The 19,094-nt window shown below is 40.1% G+C and carries 9 protein-coding genes; 2 read left to right on the top strand and 7 right to left on the bottom strand.

Annotated features, from left to right (window positions below; genetic code table 11):
* Position 1 precedes the first annotated feature (1 nt).
* The 4 genes from ACOJR9_RS13650 to ACOJR9_RS13635 all read right to left on the bottom strand — a co-directional run bounded on the left by ACOJR9_RS13650 (position 2) and on the right by ACOJR9_RS13635 (position 8,398).
* Complete coding sequence (locus ACOJR9_RS13650; protein WP_420933484.1) at positions 2 to 1,513, bottom strand: sulfatase-like hydrolase/transferase; 1,512 nt, start codon at positions 1,511 to 1,513, stop codon at positions 2 to 4.
* A 201-nt stretch (positions 1,514 to 1,714) separates the two neighbouring features.
* Positions 1,715 to 3,289 carry an arylsulfatase gene (locus tag ACOJR9_RS13645; protein WP_420933483.1) on the bottom strand — a complete coding sequence of 525 codons (1,575 nt, stop codon included), beginning with the start codon at positions 3,287 to 3,289 and terminating at the stop codon, positions 1,715 to 1,717.
* Between the two features lie 80 nt (positions 3,290 to 3,369).
* The gene (locus ACOJR9_RS13640) at positions 3,370 to 4,794 is read right to left on the bottom strand and encodes a sulfatase (RefSeq protein ID WP_420933482.1); all 1,425 of its coding nucleotides are present in this window, start codon (positions 4,792 to 4,794) and stop codon (positions 3,370 to 3,372) included.
* Between the two features lie 514 nt (positions 4,795 to 5,308).
* The gene (locus tag ACOJR9_RS13635) at positions 5,309 to 8,398 is read right to left on the bottom strand and encodes a BNR-4 repeat-containing protein (RefSeq protein WP_420933481.1); all 3,090 of its coding nucleotides are present in this window, start codon (positions 8,396 to 8,398) and stop codon (positions 5,309 to 5,311) included.
* Positions 8,399 to 8,932: 534 nt separating this feature from the next.
* Here ACOJR9_RS13635 and ACOJR9_RS13630 point away from each other — a divergent pair.
* Entirely contained in the window at positions 8,933 to 10,486 is a 1,554-nt protein-coding gene (locus ACOJR9_RS13630) for a BNR-4 repeat-containing protein (RefSeq protein WP_420933480.1), read from the top strand.
* Between the two features lie 320 nt (positions 10,487 to 10,806).
* Here the strand turns inward: ACOJR9_RS13630 and ACOJR9_RS13625 are convergent, their stop codons facing one another.
* The 3 genes from ACOJR9_RS13625 to ACOJR9_RS13615 all read right to left on the bottom strand — a co-directional run bounded on the left by ACOJR9_RS13625 (position 10,807) and on the right by ACOJR9_RS13615 (position 17,163).
* Positions 10,807 to 13,911 carry a glycoside hydrolase family 2 TIM barrel-domain containing protein gene (locus ACOJR9_RS13625; protein WP_420933479.1) on the bottom strand — a complete coding sequence of 1,035 codons (3,105 nt, stop codon included), beginning with the start codon at positions 13,909 to 13,911 and terminating at the stop codon, positions 10,807 to 10,809.
* Positions 13,912 to 13,975: 64 nt separating this feature from the next.
* On the bottom strand, positions 13,976 to 15,649 hold the full coding sequence (locus ACOJR9_RS13620; protein ID WP_420933478.1) for a hypothetical protein: 1,674 nt from the start codon (positions 15,647 to 15,649) through the stop codon (positions 13,976 to 13,978).
* Positions 15,650 to 15,690: 41 nt separating this feature from the next.
* Positions 15,691 to 17,163 carry a sulfatase gene (locus ACOJR9_RS13615; RefSeq protein WP_420933477.1) on the bottom strand — a complete coding sequence of 491 codons (1,473 nt, stop codon included), beginning with the start codon at positions 17,161 to 17,163 and terminating at the stop codon, positions 15,691 to 15,693.
* Between the two features lie 407 nt (positions 17,164 to 17,570).
* On the opposite strand from ACOJR9_RS13615, the gene ACOJR9_RS13610 reads away from it, so the two are divergent.
* Entirely contained in the window at positions 17,571 to 19,034 is a 1,464-nt protein-coding gene (locus ACOJR9_RS13610) for a BNR-4 repeat-containing protein (RefSeq protein WP_420933476.1), read from the top strand.
* Positions 19,035 to 19,094: the final 60 nt, after the last annotated feature.

Here is a 19,094-nt window from a genome sequence, read left to right as displayed (position 1 = left end):
TTTACTTAATAGCAAGTGGCAATAACGGATCAGCCGTAGTGCGCATTTTATTCAGCATAATACCTTCAAACTTAGTAACAATACTCTGCTGCTCAGCTGTTAAACCTGTTAAACCTGTTAACAACAAATTCGTTGTTTCGTCTGGATCATTTTTTAGATCATAAAACTCATCACGCCCTTTATTTTTAAAATCACGCAACAACTTAAATTGACCATCACTATACATTCTCATGCCCGTAATTGACTGGTGCTGCGTCGTATAAGCGGCATAATAGTCTGTGGAGAGAATAATATTTTCATCTAACAAGGCGGGGAAAAAATCTTTACCACGTATGATATTAGCTGAACTAGCTTTAGCTTGAGCTATACCTACTAAGGTTGGAAACCAGTCAAGGTTTGAAATAGTTGAACGATTTTCTGAGTTAGCTTTAATTACGTTAGGCCAACGCACAATTGTAGGTACTTTTAAACTGGGATCGTATAAATTAGGTCGTTGTCCAGAAGGAATATTTTCCGTTGCTTTAGTTTTATTATTTAATAACCAAAAGCCATTCCCTTTATGCCACATGCCATTGAATGCAATGTTATAACCGTGATCTGAGGTGAATACGACTAAGGTATTATCAGTCAAATCGAGTTGATCTAACGCTGCTAAAACCCTGCCGACATTGCGGTCGATACCTCGTACACTAGATAAATATTCACGCATTAATTTTTTTGCACGTTTGGTATTTAAATCAGGGTAATCAGGGTGCGGTAATTTCATATCCATATTTAGATATGGCGCTTCATCTTCTGGTGCAACCGGCAAAAAGGCATAATGCGGTGCGCGGTAATGAAGTGATAAAGCAAAACGCTTATCTTTATGCTTTTCTAAAAACATTAACGCATGGTCAGTTAAAATATCTGTGGTTAATCCTTTGGTTTTTTGATTAACACCATTTATTTCAAGAAATGGATTCTCTGGAGTAGTACCACCTCCAACAAAACCAACAAATTCATCATAACCATGATGTTTAGGATGATGCTCGGTTTTGTAACCTAAATGCCATTTACCAATTAAGCCTGTGGTGTAACCTGCTTGTTGCAATACTTCTGGCCAGGTTTCATACTTTTGTTCAATCCCCAGATCAGGTTGATGACCGGTTAAAGTTTTAGCTTTGGTATTAATCCAATCATCTAAACCTAATTCATAGCCATATTGAGAAGTTAGTAAACCAGCTCGAGATGGGGTGCATACAGGCGTAGTTGAATAGGCATTTGGTAAATACATTCCCTGTTTGGCTAATTTGTCAAGATTTGGGGTTAACGCTTGTTTATTTCCTGACCTGCCAAGCGCCCAAGGAGCTTGGTCATCGGTATAAATAAACAAAATATTAGGAGCTTTTATATTATGAATACTCGTTGGCTGCGATTCTTTGGGGCTAATTTGACCGCATCCGCTTACACAAATAAGCAAACTTACACTAGTTAAAAGCCTTAATAATTTATTTTTATTCATCATATATGTCATAAATTTATTCCTATCGACGCATTATTGGTGCGATTACCAATAATAGCTGCATTAGAATTTCACTCATTTGGTATAACCAAACAAGCTTCATTCTGCTTTATTATCACTTAAAATAGCCTATTGCTGAAAATATAAAACAAAGATCAACAGACCCTAGATCGTATTGTTGAAAACTTCTACCCTCAAAAATAATGGGACTGATTACTTTCTTGGCCAGTAATCAAAGTTCCACGCATCCATAAATGAAGGAGTTCGTGAGGTTTTCATTAACTCAGTTGCTTTGTTGACAATTTCAGGGTACTTGCTGGCAACATTAGTTGTTTCCGCAGGATCTGTTTTTAAATTATAGAGCTCAATTGGCGGATTAAGCCGTTGACCTTTTTTGTAGTGGCGAACTGCTTTCCAATCACCATTAACATCATCTTTTATACGCACCGCTTGGGAGTGGAAACCATTAGCACGATGGAATTCCCAATATAAGCTGTCATGCTGCTTTTGCCCATCTTGGTTTAACAAAGTCGGTAAAAACGAAATACCATCGGTTTTAGTTTTCAACTTAACATTAGTTAAATCCGCTAAGGTGGGTAATAAGTCCCAGAACGCAGAAACATGCTCAGTTTTTTGTCCTGCTGCAACTTTTCCAGGCCAGTATGCAAGCGTTGGCATACGAATACCGCCTTCGTATAAGTCGCGTTTGTAACCTCTGAACTTACCATTACTGTCGAAGAACTCCATATCAGCACCACCTTCGGCGCTGGGGCCGTTATCACTGGTGAAGATGATCAAGGTATTTTCATCAAGGTTAAGCTCTTTTAATAGCGCTTTAACTTGACCAACACCTTTATCAATATGGGTGATCATCGCTGCACGTGCTGCGCGAGGTCTTCGTTGGGCTAAATATTTTGAATTTACCCCGTAAGGTGTTTCTTCAAAGCTATACTCGTCAATTAAATCTTCTGGTGCTTGTAAGGCAGCATGAGGGCCAGCGTAAGCTAGGTATAAAAAGAAAGGTTTATCTTTGTTCTCTTTTATATATCTCAATGCATCTTGAGTTAAGCGCTCTTGAGCAAAATCTTCACGTAAAAATGCTTTGTAACTTTCAGGATCGTAAGGATCTGCACCTTTTGGTAGCGCTGCATGCGCATCTAACCATTTATTATTTAATGAGAACCACTCTTCGTTTTTCCACAGGTGAGTTGGGTAATGGTTGTGGGCTTGTTTTTGATCTAGATAACCAAAAAAATAATCAAACCCTTGTTTATTCGGTGTGCCGTATGAGCCAGGGCCGCCTAGTCCCCATTTACCAATCAACGCGGTTTGATAACCCGCTTGTTTCATCACTGTTGCTAGGGTCGTTGTGCCTGGCTTTAATGGCAATTGACCATATTCTCTTTCATCAGAAAAGTCGCCTAATTCGTAGTTACCTCGAATCTGGTTATGGCCAGAATGTAAACCCGTCATTACCGCAGCGCGAGACGGTGCGCAAACAGGGTTACCGGCATAATGCTGGGTGAAAGTTAAACCTTGCTCAGCCATTTTTTGTAAATGAGGAGTACGAATTTTTTCCTGGCCATAGGGCTCAATATCACCAATACCTAGGTCATCAACAATAATGTAGATAATATTGGGCTTAGCTGAGTTGGCTTGTGCGACTTGGCGTTCTTTAGCTGAAGCACTTTCGGTTGATATCCTAGTTAGTGCGCAACTGGTTACCGCGGTAACGCAGGCTGTTGTAATTACGCAAGAAAGTAAAATTTTTTTTATGTTATTCAACACAGAGTTTCTCCGTCTGTTGTCGTTTTATAATCACGCTATCGCTAGCTTTGCTACCGATAGCGTGATTGCGCTTGGCTAAATTATTTTTTGTACTCTTTTAACAGTCGTATAGCAGTTAGTTCAGCAGTAAATTTAGCGTCGTATTTCGGGTTCTTTTGGGTTGGCACTGGCGCATTAACTTCTTTACGCCAAGTGTCTAACTCTTTAGCTAAGCTTGATACCACATTAGGTAAATATTCCACTAAGTTTACATGCTCGCCTAAGTCATTTTCTAAGTCGTAAAGCTCGTATTTATTATCTTCAAAATAATGATGAAGTTTCCATTTACCTTTACGCATGGTGGTGCCAGGGCGTGTTCTAAATAGCGGGTCTCGGCTTTGATCTGCTTTTGGGTTGTAAGCATGTAAATAAATTGGGAAATGCCAGAAAAGACTCCGCTCTGCTAACGGTTCTTGCTTTAACCTTTGTTGTTCGAACCAAAGGGGAGTGATATCAACCCCATCTAATACTTGTTTGCTGACATCAGCACCAATAATTTTGGCTAAGCTTGGGTAAAAGTCAGCATTAATCACAGGTGTCGAATCGGTTTTGGCAACAATTTTTTGTGGCCAAGAAACTATTAATGGTACGCGTGTTCCGCCTTCATAGTAGCTACCTTTACCACCCCGTAATGGATCTTGATAAGCGATTGAGCGAATACCACCGTTATCAGAGGTGAAAATAACTAAGGTATTATTTAGTAGTTTTTGCTCAGCTAAGCTACGCATAATGCGGCCAATGTTAATATCCATGAGTTCAACCATGGCGGCATAAGTCGCATGTCTGCTATTTCTAATACGTGGGTGGTTTAAGTATTTTTGTTTGACACTTTCAATAGCTTGAATGGGGGTATGAACAGTGTAATAAGGCACGTAAGCGAAAAATGGTTGTTCTTTGACCTTAGAGATCCAGGACAGTAATTCGCTGGTAATGCGATTGGGTAAGTATTCACCGTCAGGGCCATCTTCTAAAAATGGCATATTGTAAGGACTAAAATACGACTTTGGATGACCTTTCATGTGGCCAGCAACGTTGTGGTCAAAACCTTGTGTTCTAGCATCTTTACCTAAGTGCCATTTACCAAAAGAGCCTGTGGTGTAACCAGCAGATTTAAACATTTCTGCCATGGTAATAATCTCATCAGCAAGAATATCTATGTTTGGCTCAGGAATAAGCTTTCTGGTTTTTTCATTACCACGGGCAGAAGGCGAAACGGTATAAACACCATGGCGCGGAGAATATTGACCGCTCATTAAAATAGCTCGACTTGGCGCGCAGTTGGCTGCACCAGCGTAGGCATCGGTAAAAGTAATACCTTTAGCAGCTAAAGCATCAATATTAGGAGTTTGGAAAAGGCCAGTGTGATCGTTGTAACCAACATCAGCCCAACCAAGGTCGTCAACGACTATCATTACGACATTTGGCTGTTGTATCTGTGCAAAAGAAGAAGATGTTACAAGTAACAAGGCTCCAGCCAAAAAACTTTGCCAGCAGACTATAATTACTGGAGATATTTTTTTTATTTTCATTTGTACTTTCTGAATTTATTGTTAAGTCTGTTCGAGACTTAATTAGAGTCAATATAAGATAAGCAATGATAAATCAAAATTACTACCCCTTCGGGCAATTAATTTTAAGGCGGAATATTTTGCCGGCTCAATAATCTTTTAAGAAGTTTTTAAAGAGGTATTTACTCGAAATTAAAATATATGTTGATAAACCCTGGTGTTTTTATTATCAGCATGTGGTAAATCAAATGTAGATAATAAAGTACTTTAGATCACATATATAAATTTATTTTTTACCCATTACTTGATGAAACTTGGGCATAAGTAATCACACAGTTGATCTAAGTCTTCTAAGTTAAGGGCATAGCCATTGGAAAGAGAAAGTGCTGACATTAAATGACAAAATAAAAGGCCGTTTAGCAAAAAACTAAGCGGCCTTTTCGTTTGACGAAATCAAACTAGCTGATCAGCTTTATTCTGTTGCACATCGACTACGGGTACATAAAAGAGCAACACCACGAACATCACGGCTGTTAATTAAGCCATCGTTGTTAAAGTCGTATGCTATATCGTTAATACTGCCTGCTCTTACCGCATTGCTGAATGCTCTCACATCATTGCGATCTACGTCACCGTCACTGTCTAAACCACCTAATAAAGGTGCTGGTTTCACAATAACAATCGTTTCTGTTTCAGCCGTTTTACCGTTAGTATCAGTCACAACCGCTTTTAATGTGTGCACACCTTCGGTTAAGCCTAATAGTTCATCAGCATTTTCTGCGCTGCCCCAAGTAAATGGTGCTTCGTATACTTCACGAATAAAGGCATCATTTAAATAAAGCTCAACACTTGTTACGCCAATCGAATCATTTGCTGTTTCAACATTGGCTGATACAGATAACACTTCGTAACCTTCTATCACTTCAAGCTCTTTATCTGATTCGTAGAAGCTAATTGCGGGCCCAGGTAATGCTTTAACGATTAACGTCATATCCGCAGACGTTTCTAAGCCATTATTATCTTTGGCTACTGCAGTAAATGTATGCTCGCCTACACCTAATGGATTAGGGTTTGGTACATGACATGGTTTCGGCACAGGATCTTGGTCACAGCTTATCCAGCCCATAGCGCCAAATTCATGAGGTGCATAAGGGTGGCCAAAGTTCCAAGAAGGCTTAGTGTCAACGCGAACCAGTTCACCGTTTCTGTATAAGGTTACGGAATTAATTGAGCTACCTGGATTTGGAGATTCTGCTTTTAGAACAATCATTAATTGTTCATAACCTTCAGTCACCTCATATACCGTTTTTGGCCAAGTGAGTTCAGGAGGTTTAGGCAGCCCTTGAACAATTACCTTCATTGTTGTTTCGCTAGAGTCACCAGCACTATCAACTGCCACTGCTTTAAAGATATGTTCACCTGCCTTTAATGGATTAGGGTTTGGCTGATGACAAGGACTAGGTACCGGATCTTGGTCACAACTGATCCAACCCATAGCGCCTGTTTCATGAGCATTATATTTATGACCAAAATGCCAAGATGGTTTGGTGTCTTTACGCACTAATTCATCGTTAATATATAGCGTTACTGATTCAATAGTTCGTCCTTCGATAGGACTGCTGGCATCCAGTCTAAATTCTAATTGTTCGTAGCCTTCGCTAACTGTCATTTCTGTTTCTGGGAATTCAACAATAGGGCCATTAGATTTAACCGTTAATAACATAGTTGCAATACCCGTATCGCCTTCACTATCAAGCGCTATCGCTTTAAATTCATGAGTACCAGCTAGTAACGGATTTGGGTTTGGTTGATGAGTGTCTAACCAACCCATAGCACCTGTTTCGTGTGGTTTGCTGGCATGACCAAACAAGAATTTATATGAATCATCTATACGAACTAATTGGTCATTAATGTATAAAGATACTGATTCAATTGTGCGGCCTTCAACTGGCGTGGTTTGTACTTCAAAGATAAGTTTTTCAAAACCTTCATCAACGGTTTTTGATGACCATGGGAATTTAACTTCCGGTGCGTTTTCATTGCTTTGTACACCTAAATCAATAATTTGCACATGGACAGGGCGGGCACTACCTTCTGCTCTTTCCATTAAGTAGTAATAGAGCTTGCCTTGGCTGATGTGAGGAACACCGTGGGAAAACTGCGTTCCAGAGTCGCCGTCATATACGCGGGTAAAGTTGTTGGTGCCACCTTCGGTTTTTTCTACAAACGGGCGTCCTGATGAGTTCAACCCAATAACGTAGACATTGTTTCCAGAGGTATAAAGACTTGTAGCACCGGAAAATTCAGTAGAATGAATAAACTCTGTACTACCGAAAGGCTTGTATGAGTGAATATGTACTTTTTGGAAATCAGGTCGACTACTTTTAGCTGAGCGTATACGACTGATAATATGGATGTCGCCGCGATCAGTTACTGTCCAGTCAAAGTAGCTAACCATATAGACAGAGTTTGGATCTTCATGACCTGTGATGAAGTCAGCGGGCTCAAACACTTTGATTTCATCTGAGTTAACGAGTGGAAAGGTTATTGATTCACCTTTGTGATTTTTCCAATCGCCAAATCCTTCAGGGTGATCAGAATACGCGTAAAAAACACCGTTTTGATGCGTATATCTGTCGTCTGTTATGTCTGTACGTTGTTGGAAACCAACGCGCAATTTCCCTGCAACGTATTTCATGTTTCCGTATAAGCCCCAGTTGTAATCGTTGCCTTTATCAATAGCATCTAGTGAGTTAAATGATGTGTACTTAGACCATTTTTGGTTTGCTGCGTCATAACGGTTAAATACGTAGCGGCCGTTATTATCTCTGCCGTTACGCATGTAAGACAGCAAGGTACCATCAGAGTTAGTAAAGAATTTAGGATAAGTTAGTCTGGTGTCATCAAGAACATCCGCTAAATCACCTGTCATTGTAACGTGTTTATAGTCGTCAGGACCTTGGCTAATACTGCTAGTGTCTTTAATAAATTTACTTAAGTTAAAGTCGCTATCAGATACTTCCGCTGCACCTGGAACCGAGTAGCTATAACGGAAGAAATCGTTTTTAAAGGCGCCCTGATCACGATAGCTATGCATATCGTAGAGTAGATGAATAGTGCCGTTGATTGGGCTCACTGCTACCGCAATGGTATTATGTGATTCACCTATATGTGTTTTACCAGCAAATCCCGTGTGGCGATGAGGGAATTCAATCGTTGCTTTGCTACCGGTTAAGGTGTTGTAACGGGTTAACATTACGTGGCGATCGTACTTACCACCGCGATACCAGGTTGTGAATATATAATGTTTATAAGTTTTTACACTATCGCCATGGGCAGATATTTGTGGCCCGTAAAAATAGTCGTATTTTTCGGTGCCATTATCTGGCGTGCTAGCGCTTACTTTTTTGCCATCGAAATGTAATGCATTATCGGCTATTTTTATTGTCGACTCTAAAGTTACTTCGGCATTGGCTGCATGTATTGCCATACCCATAGTAGACGAGGCTACCAATAGATATTTAAGCAATGATTTGCTTTTTCTCATGATAGATTTAGACATTTTTACCCCAATTTATTAATTTTAGTAAAGTTCATATCTAATAGTTGGCACTAAGCGTTTTTAAAATTTATATGCTTTTTACATAGCGGCAGCTTACTTTTACAGTTCCGTTTGCATCTATTAGATATAGGTTTGTAGAGAATTTAGGCTGTTTGTATATGCATTTTGCAACGTATATCTATTTGATAGACGGTACTTCCAAGTGAGCAATTTCTTTTAGCCAGCTGTATTTCAACTTTCTTATATCTTTTGTACGAAAATCGAGCCCTACAATAGATAAGCTTGAGAGTTATAAAATTACTACCCCTAAGGAAATTATTTTTTCAGGGGTAGTAATTTTGCTAGCTGAACGCTCTTCTTTTGAAAAGTTTATAAAAGTAAATCAAGAGGCATTTACTTGAAATATAAATTGTTAAATGAATTAATGGCGTGCGGTATTTTAAATCTAGCCGAACAAGTTACCGTCGTTGTTCATGCTTAACAGACTTGATTTAAAACTTAATTATCATTAGGAAGAACTTAACAATGAGCTATATGGGATTTATTAAAAATTCAGTACACAAACGTGCGCTATTACGATTGTTTGTTGTTGGTTTGGCGCTGTTAAATATCGGCTGTACGACAACAAAGCCCGGTGCACAGCCAAAACCTAATGTTTACCTTGAGCAAGAAATGAAAATTACTGACAGTGCTTTATTTTTTGACGGTAAAAAAATGGGTAATGTTCATAAAAGCTTAGACACAGTAAATGATCCAAAAGGCAAATATAATTACCAATACGGCTCGGCAATTGCCCCTCATGGTGATGCCATAAAAACCTATAAAAACTTTGTATTTATGACTTGGTATCACGGCGGTAAATATGATCGCCACATGATGTTAACGCGGTTAAATTTAAAAACAGGGGTGTTAAAACACATTAAATTCCCACACCAACACACAGGTTTAGTTGGCCGCTGGTGGATTGGTGAAACCCACAATACCATTGCTGTTGGTATTAGCCCAAAAGATGAAACCATTCACTTAGTGTTTGATTTACATGCGTACCGACGCGACTCGGATACTGGTGGATATGATGACTTTAGCAAAGACTACTTCCGTTATGCTTACAGTATTGAAGGTGCAGCAGCGGTTACCGATGAAGACTTTACTTTAGATTTATTTGTGAAAGATACCAGTGCCAATAGTGAAGGACCGAATGATTATAACCATTTATCGATGACTGGTGAGGAAGATCACAACGCTCATGCCAAACTGACTTACCCGAAGTTTTTCCAAAACGACCAAGGCGACTTATTTTTCTACATTCGCCAAGGCACTTCACATGATGGTAAAGGGATATTTAACTATTACAAAGGCAAAGGCATTTGGTCTGAATTCAAAAGCATCAACAAACTGAACGTTAAAGAAGACGGGCTAAAATATGACTGGAGTAACTACGGCAATATGAAATTTGCCAATGGCAAATTAGGTTTTGCTTTCCAACCACGGCTCAACAACAAAACAGATAGATACCGTTACCAAAACGGCGTTTATTTTATGTATTCAGACGATCCTATCGGTCAATCGCAGTGGAAAAACTATAAAGGAGAAGCGATTAATTTACCGCTTATAGATCCGAAACCAGCCTTTGTTACCGAGCCAGGCGACTGGGTGCAAAGTCAAAAAGTGAATCAAATTGTCGTTACAGGAGGTTTCGACTGGACCATTACCCAAGGTGGCGATATCCACATTATTAGCCGCATTCGAGATAAAGAATTTAATAAGGATGTTAGCTTGCATCATTACAAACCTGCTGGCCAAACCCAGTTTATTACCACCGACAAGTTTGTTGGGGCTAACAATATATATACTGCCAACGGCAATATTTACATTATTGGCCTAGAGAATGGTCAGCCTTATGTTGAACAAGCCGCAGGCGGCAGCAACGAATTTAAACGGGTTTATCAAGGCGAAAAACAGGCTGCCGACTTTAACAAAGGCATAGTGCATATTGCAGATAAGAAACTTTATTATTACTTGCTTGCTGAAGGACAGGGCGATCAACGCACAACCTATCTACAAGTGATTAATTTGGAAGATAGATAACCCCAAAATAGTTTGGCTATTCTCAATCTGTTTTCAATTATTTCTAATCCATAAAAATAAGGATAAAAATGAAAGATTTTAAAAATTAGCATTGGCTGTTTTGCCTAGCGCAGCTTTGACAATTATCAGCGCATGTGACGTAACACAAAACACGGGATTAGTAAAAACGGCAGTGCTTATTATTATTTAATGGAAAGAGGCTCAGGGAATTCATTGCCACTACATTTGCAATTATTGATTTAGGTGTTAATTAATCTAAGTGCCGTTTTATCCAATGAAAAAGCTCGCTATTGCTAGCGAGCTTTTTTGCATTAAGTTATTTATTCTAGAACGAATTGGTCAATGTTTGGACCACTTTCGCCCATAGTTCTAAACTCTATGTGGTTAGCACCTTTAACTAAAGTGAATTTGGCAAAGGCTTGTTCGCTCCATTTGCTGTCCCAGCTACCTGTTGGTTCAAATTCAATTTCAGTGGCTTTTTCATTGTTAATGTAAATTGCCAACTTACGTTTGGTTTTTTGATCATTGTGGGTGTAACGGAATACAGCTTTGTACACGCCTTCTTCACCATCATTTTCGTGATACCAATACATGCTACCTTCTTTGTCGTTGAAAGTACCATAGGCGCCACCATGTACGCCGTGTGCATCTCTTACGGCTGCTGCATCACCTTTATACTCGGCTGCTTCACCTTGCATTGATAAGCCGCGACCTACCCACATATTAGCTGAGTTTTCATCACCCCAAAAAATACCAACTCCGTCGCCAAAGCTTTGCTGCATGTTTAAGATAACTTTGCCGTTAACTAAAACTTTAGCGTAAACAGTGTCGCCATTTTTAACGGTAAATGGTTTGTTATAGGTCTGCATATCCGTAGCGTAGGCATCGTTAATCGAATAAACAATTTGCATTTGTTGCATTTGATAACGTGCGCTATCTGTTAGCGGTAAGTACTGTGCATCGATACTCACTTCATTCGATAAGCGCAATGCTTCGTCTCCAACAATTGCACCTATGGTTGCATATTCCATTGCTTGTGGGTATTTAACTTCTACAAAAGCGCGGTTTTTACCCATAAATAATGGGCGGAAATTAGCGCGCACTCTATTAGTATGTTCAAACGGTGAGCCGTTTTCTAACGCTTTTACTTTTACGCCATCAGTAAAGTGGTAATAAACTTTATGCGCGCCATATGGGTAGAATTCTTGGTTTTTGTCTACCGTTTCTGTTGAGATGACTTTAGCTGTATCAAAACCAGATTCAGCTTCAAATACTTCTACTTGATGTTTTAATGCAACAGGGGCACCTGCAGTATTTAAGGTTTGCTCTAAAACTTTCTTGCCATTTTTGTAGCCTACAGCCGTTAATGTGCCAGGCTGCCAAGGTACAAACCACTCACATTGCATGTCTTCTGCTTTAAGACCAGGCTTGTCTTTGCCTAAAGATTTACCGTTTAAGAACAGTTCAACTTCATCTAAATTTGAATAAACCCACACTGGAATTTTAGTGCCTTTTTTCATAGTTGGATGTGTCCAACTCGGCAAAATGTGCAACGATGGCTCATCTAACCATTGGCTGCGATACAAGTGGAATAAATCTTTTTTGAAACCAGCTAAGTCTAAAGCGCCACCCATAAAGGCGATAAACGGCCAACCACCATGCGCTAAACCTGCTTCACCGTGGTAGTCAAAACCTGTCCAACGGAAGTGACCTGAATGGTGTGGTAAGTCACGTGCCATTTCCCAGTTTTTACGCGCATTAATACGTACTGTTGCGTTGTCGTAGGATGAGTTTAGGTGTTGTTTTTGATTTACCCAGTCTTTTGGATCTTTCCAGTCGTAAAAGAAAATTTCTTTTTCTGTGATGCTTGGTAAATCAAAGGTGTTGCTTTTAGGTCCATCACGCCACCAAGTTTGGGTACGGTAATAACCTCGCGTTTGCCATGTGTGAGGTGCTTCGGTTGAGACAAACGGGCGATCAAAGCGTCTTTTAAAGAAACTCTTACCTTCTGATCCACCATTAATACCAACAACGTCCATCCCTTCTTTGTTAGTTGAGCCAGATGTTACTAAACGAGTTGGATCAAACTCTTTAACCGCTTTTACCAGCTCTGGCGCAATTTTGCCGTGCGTTTCGTTACCGACACTATAAATGATAATCGAAGGATGATTACGGTTACGTGTTACCCATTCTTCAAGGTCGGTTTTCCACCACTTATCAAAATGATGTGCGCCATAGTCGTGTCGAGCTTTTTGTTTCCAGCCGTCAAATATTTCGTCCATCAACATAATGCCGAGTTCATCGGCTAATTCGTAAAACATTGGCGGGTAAGGGTTGTGACCAAGGCGAACTGCATTTACCCCCATGTCTTTTAATAATTGTAATTTCCAACGTAACAAAGGTTTAGTCCATGCGCCACCGACAGGACCTCCTTCATAATGCTCTGCAACACCCTGAATTTTAACGTTTCTACCGTTAATCCAAAAGCCAGTGTCGGTTTTCCATGCAATATCACGTACACCAAAATTGCTATTATCACTATCAATGACTTTGCCTTTATGCAGTATTTCAAGGTTTAAGTTGTATAGGTAAGCTGCGTGTGGGTTCCAGCGTTTGGCATTGGTTAACTCAAACGAGAATTGGAATTTATCTTGTTGTTTAAGTTTGTTAAGCGTTGATTTTCCAGTTAAAACTTGGGCACCTTCTTGATCAACCACGCGGTAACGCACTGCATAATCAGCAGCACGTTTTAAATCTTTGCTCAGTTCAAATTCAGTTTGTACAGTGGTTTTGTCGCCAACAACAGGTGTATGAATAAATAATGAGTTGTGCTTGATATGAGTTGGGTCTACCACAACCAAACGCACAGGCGCATAAATACCACCTGGGTGATACCAACGTGCAGATGGTTGTAATTCGTTATCAACTCGCACACTAATTACATTGCTATCACGGTTTAGATGTTCAGTGATGTCGTACTGAAAGCTGATATATCCGTATGGACGATTGCCGAGTAGCTGGCCATTTAGCCAAACTTCACTATTCATGTAGACGCCGTCAAATTGGATAAATACTTGTTTACCTTGCCAGTTTTGGTCAAATGCAAAGTGTTTTCGATACCAAGCTAAGCCACCACCATGGTTGCCACCAAATTGTTTTTGTGAGCCGTCTTTGCTAACGCCCTCTTCAAAAATATAGTCGTGCGGAACATCCAATACAGTCCAGCCGCTGTCGTTATGCTGTTTGTCTTTATAGGCGGTGTGATCGCCTGACTTGAATTTCCAATTGTGATTAAAATTGATTTCTTGTCTGGTGTTATTGCTAACGGATGCACTGGCGGTGTTCATTACCAGTGCTCCAGCTAACAAAAACATCAACATTAAGCTTTTTTGGTAAAGCCATGTTAGAGGTGTTGCTTTTTTCATTTTATTTTTAACCCTATATTAATAAGTGAGAATAACGCCACATGGTGGCGCGCTATAATCTGATTTAGCGATTTAACTCATATGCAATTTTACGGATATTGGCTTCTACAAAATAAAAGTCGCCGTAAACAATTGGTGTATCAATTTCACCTGCACTACCCATGTTTCCGGTCGCCTCAGCTAATATAAATCCAAAATCTAAGCTGTTTTCTCGAGTCTTGTTGTTATCCGTACGATAATTTTGTGTCAATTCCAACATGATTTTGTCTGCTAAATTTGCGTATCTTTTGCTTAGTTGTGCGTCGTCAGTAATAGTTGCAAAGCGGTAGAATGCTGAAGCGAAAAGCGCTGATGCAGATGTATCTCTTGGTATTTTTTGATGACTTTCTGGATATGGCTTTGAACCACACGGTACGAGTTTATCGCCTTGGATAACATCCTCACCATACCAGTTTTGCTTACCAGCTAAACGTTTGAGTGATTCTTCTGACAACATTGAAGCTTGTAACTCTTGTGGCCGGTAACCCTTGTATGGTGTGATGTGATCTTCTAAACGTTTTGCACATAGTTCTAAAATACCTGAATAAATAGCGGTATTTGGTGAAACATTTTCAGCGTATTCATAGGCATTGTCTCTTGCTGCCCAAAAATCCCAGTAAGGAACATATTCGTTCCCCAATAAATGTTCGACCGTAGCAAGCAAGCGATGCAAGTGTGCTTCAAAATTTGGGTATTTGCTTAAGTCTGTTTTTGCGCGAGACATAGCCTCAACAACCGTTAAATACCCATACAGAGACCAACCTTGACCTCGTGCCCAAGCTGACACATTGCCTAAACCTTGCCAGTTACCTGGTTTGTTTTCACCGTAGTCAAATACGTGATATGACAATGGGTATTGTTTTGCAGTATCGGCTTCATCGTAAAAATAGTGATTAACCATGGTTTGTTGTGCATGGCTAAAGGCAATTTGATGATAGCTCGCTACATCACTATCGAATAGGTATTCTAAATTCATCATGTTGTCGATGATAACGGGGAATGTCCATGGATCTGACAGGGAGTATAGGTTAACTTTCTGTTTTCCATTTTCCATTGTTGTGAGTTTCATATGCGGTGCGAAATCCCATGACTTGATTACGCCTTTTTCTTCACTGAACCGAGTTGCTAAAGTTGCACGGCCAGTATCAAGTAGTTGAATGTATTGTTGGCGGGTTGCCGAGTCTAATCCTTCATAATGCAAAGCTTCACCGAATGAATCATAAAGCATAAACCCTAAGTCATGGGTGGAGGCTAAAGTGGCGTCAGCTGCTAAAGCTTGTTGAAAATACTTGGCACTTTCGTATAGTTTGTGTTCCTCACCTGCATTCCAATTAATCTCTTGTTTATTGGCTAGTAATTTCCACATCAAACCAGGAAAAAAGCCGTTGGTCCATTTGGCATATTTTTCCATAAATATACCGCCGTGCTCTTGCGATCTTGGAATGCAAATCATGCTTGGATTTTGTTCACATTCCGGTCGGTTATATTGATGCCGCTTGTTTTCAATATGTTCTATCATCTTCAAATATTGATTTTTGGCAAAGCTTAAATTATCTCTCGCATCTGCGACTGAAAAAGCTACTGCCTTTGTTTTACTTGCTATTTCTTGTTCAAGCTGGTTGTTAGCCTCTGGCTGCTTTGAGCACCCAGTGAATAATAAAGTTGAAATGACAGTTGTGATTAAATTAAGTTTTCTCATGGTAGTTCCGATTAATTAAAGTTAACTCAAACGCTTTAACATTATTGATTGTGGGTTTCTTGCCAGCCGGCTTCTTTGGTTTTTTGGCTAAAATAAGCATTGCTTCTGTAGGCGGAATATTTTGTCCATTTTTCATTAACGTGCGGTAGATGTTTGGCAAGTTCTGCTTTGACTTTTTGGTAGGCTGGATCATTGGCCACGTTGCGCCATTCCTCTTTATCTACCTGGTGATCGTAAAGCTCTTCTGAACCATCTTCGTAACGAATATAACGATAACCTTCCGTTTTTACTGCATGATTATTTTCACCATAGGTGGTAATTGCAGCATGCTGCCAAGGCGCATTGGGGTTATGCAATAAAGGGGTTAGATCTTGACCTTCATTATTAGGGTTTTCAGGTAAACCGCACATCTTCACTAAGGTTGGATATAGGTCGAGTAAGCTGACGGGTTTATGACTGACTTGTTTATTTGACAGTTTTGGTGGCTTGATAATAAGTGGCGTGCGGGTGGCTCGCTCCCACAAAGTCATTTTGGCGAATTTATCTTTTTCACCTAAGTGATAACCATGATCGCCCCACAAGACAACGGCGGTATTGTTAGCGTATTGGCTGTTTTCAAGTGCGTCTAAAACAATCCCAACCATGGAGTCAACAAATGAGACACTTGCAAGATAAGCTTGAACGATATTACGGTATTCACCATTTTCTACTGCCCATTTGGTTGTTGGCATCATGGGATGATCGGAGATTAAACGGGCAATTTCAGGCACGTCTTGTAAATCGTCTTTCATATAGGGTGGCAGGTATAAGTCTTTTGCTGGATGTAAATCAAACCATTTTTGCGGCACATGCCATGGCACATGAGGTCGTAAAAATCCGCAAGCCATGAAAAAAGGTTTATCGTGTTGTTGTTTTAATTTGTTGGCTATCCAGTGAGCAGATTCAAAATCTGGCATTTGCTCATCACGCTCAGGAAATGGTCCCCAGTCTGTACTGGTTTTAGCTTGAGCCCACTTCAAGTTTTTGGCAGGAGCGGGTCCAAACCCTTTATGACGGCCTCCAAAATCGTCAAAACTGCCATCAACAATTGCTTCATGAAAAACTTTACCGACTGCAGCAGTGTAATAACCATGCTGTTTGAAGTATTCACTTAAAAACTGAGAATGTGCAGTTTTGTCGTTGACCTTGCGAATATCATTATCACGGATGTGGCCATAAATTCCTGTCGTTGAAGGCGCCAGGCCTGTCATTATGCTAGCGCGTGAAGGGCCACATAAAGGTGCTGGGGCGTGGGCATTGGTAAATAGTGTCCCTTGGTTGGCGAGTTTATCTATGTTTGGGGTTTTACTATTTGGATGCCCACCCATAACACCAACCCAGTCATTCAAGTCATCTACAATGAGCACTAGTACATTGGGGGATTTTTGTTTGAGTTGGCTCATCACCTGAAAAGGTGTGAGTGCCGCGGTTACAAAATACGCGGAGCCAGCAATAAAATTTCGTCTATTTAACATTAGGGCCTTCTCTTTAAGCATCTTATTGTTTTAATGAGAGGGAGTTACATTCATATTTAGCGAAACGAATCTAGATCTATGTTGCTGTTTCAACTAGAGATTTTCTGGTGTTACGCATCATCGGTTGCGCTAGTAAACGGCTGTTGTCATCGACCGTTATATAATCAATCTACATGCTCCCTATTTAGGAAAAGCAGGGTCGGTAGCAAATTACTACCCCTATTATTGGTAAAAAATTCAAACCGCATAGCATTAGTAAAAGTGCAGCTCTAATCCGTTGTTTTTTATCAGGCGTTGGTTTGATAGATAGGGATAAGTTAAATTGGATGTTAGGGGTAGTAATTTTTTAAGTTAACCGCTTATCTTTATAAACCTAATGATTTTCTTAGACGTGGATAAAAATAGTTATGAAGTTGATAAAGTTTACCGCTTTAATTTTGACTTGTGCACTTGTTTTAAATGGCTGTAAAAATACCAATAATATCAGTCAGCAAGCACCTAATAAAAATAATGCCCAAGTTTCTGCAGATATGAATAAAGTCGAATATTTTACGGATACAGGCTTAAGTAACCCGGTGGCAACGTTGCAACATCCAGCGGGGGAGCATGCAAACGGTGTAACTTATGTTACCTACCAAGGATTACTTGAAGATCCATATGTTGCCGCTTACAACCACGATACAAAAAAATGGTTAGGGCCAATTAAAGCCGCTACCAGTGAAATGGGGAAAGACCCAAAACGTAAAATCGATAATCACGGTAAACCTGCACTGATTATTGATGATCTAGGTTATATCCATATTGCTTTTGGTGGTCATGGCGGTACACCTGAGATGGGCGAAAATGATATGGGTAACTATAACTACGGTAAGTTAAAACATATTGTTTCGAAACGGCCATACGACATTACTGCATGGGTAGAGCTCGATAATGTTTCACCTTTTGGTACCTATAACCAGTGGGTAAAAACCAGTAATGGAGACCTTTACCTATTTTATCGACATGGCGCACACCAAAGTCATTGGGTTTACCAAAAATCAACTGACCACGGCCGCACTTTTGGTGAAAGAGTATCAGTGATGCAACCAAAGAAACGCGCTGACGGTTTAGGAGTAGATTCTTGGTATGGTTATTTTTCTGAGGAAGCCAACGATACCATCGCCTTGGCTTACATTTATCATCGCTGCGGTAATAACCATGCTAGCGGTAAACATTTAGGTGAGCGCAGCAATGGTTATTATATGCAAATGGACACCAAAACGGGACAATGGCGCAATGTTCAAGGTGAAATAATTACCACGCCTATTGATCGCGACACTGCTAACCAGAAAACCTTAGTGTTCAAAACCGAAGGCACTGAGGATTGGACGGGTATTAGCACAGTGCATCTCGATGAAAATGGTGACCCGCATATTATTTTCGCCCAAGGGCATCACAAAAATCGCCACCAAGGTGGTCCGAAAAAGGCATACTATTACCGCTGGGATGGTAATCAATGGTTAGTGAGTAAAAGCGGTCAGCTGCCTATTTCCAGTGGCGACCATATTGTCCACTCGCCTTTAAAAACAAGTACTTTATTAGCCAGTCGAGCCAAAGATAAAAGCCACATGATTTCTTGGCGCCATAGCATCGATGGTGGTAATACTTTCAAAAAAGGTGACGTGGTGCTGGCAAACAAAACCTTTGGCGTGCAAGTTTCGTCTTTTATTCGCAATGCCCATCCTGATGCATTAATGCTGGTTTCAGAAAAAATAGACAACTCACATTTAAGAAAAATGTACCTTGTTGGTCAAAAAGGTCCTGTGCTAAGAGTAAAGAGCGAAGCACACCATGCTGATGAGCAGCTCAAGGCTCGTTATCAACTTAAATAGAACTAGCTTTTGCTGACCGGTTTAGCTGCTTGGTAAAGAAGCTTATACCAAGCAAATTTA

Origin of the sequence: Alteromonas ulvae (assembly GCF_048987005.1) — a bacterium.
Lineage (GTDB): Bacteria > Pseudomonadota > Gammaproteobacteria > Enterobacterales > Alteromonadaceae > Alteromonas.
Note: the sequence above shows the minus strand (reverse complement) of the source record. Positions and strands in the feature narration are given on the sequence as shown.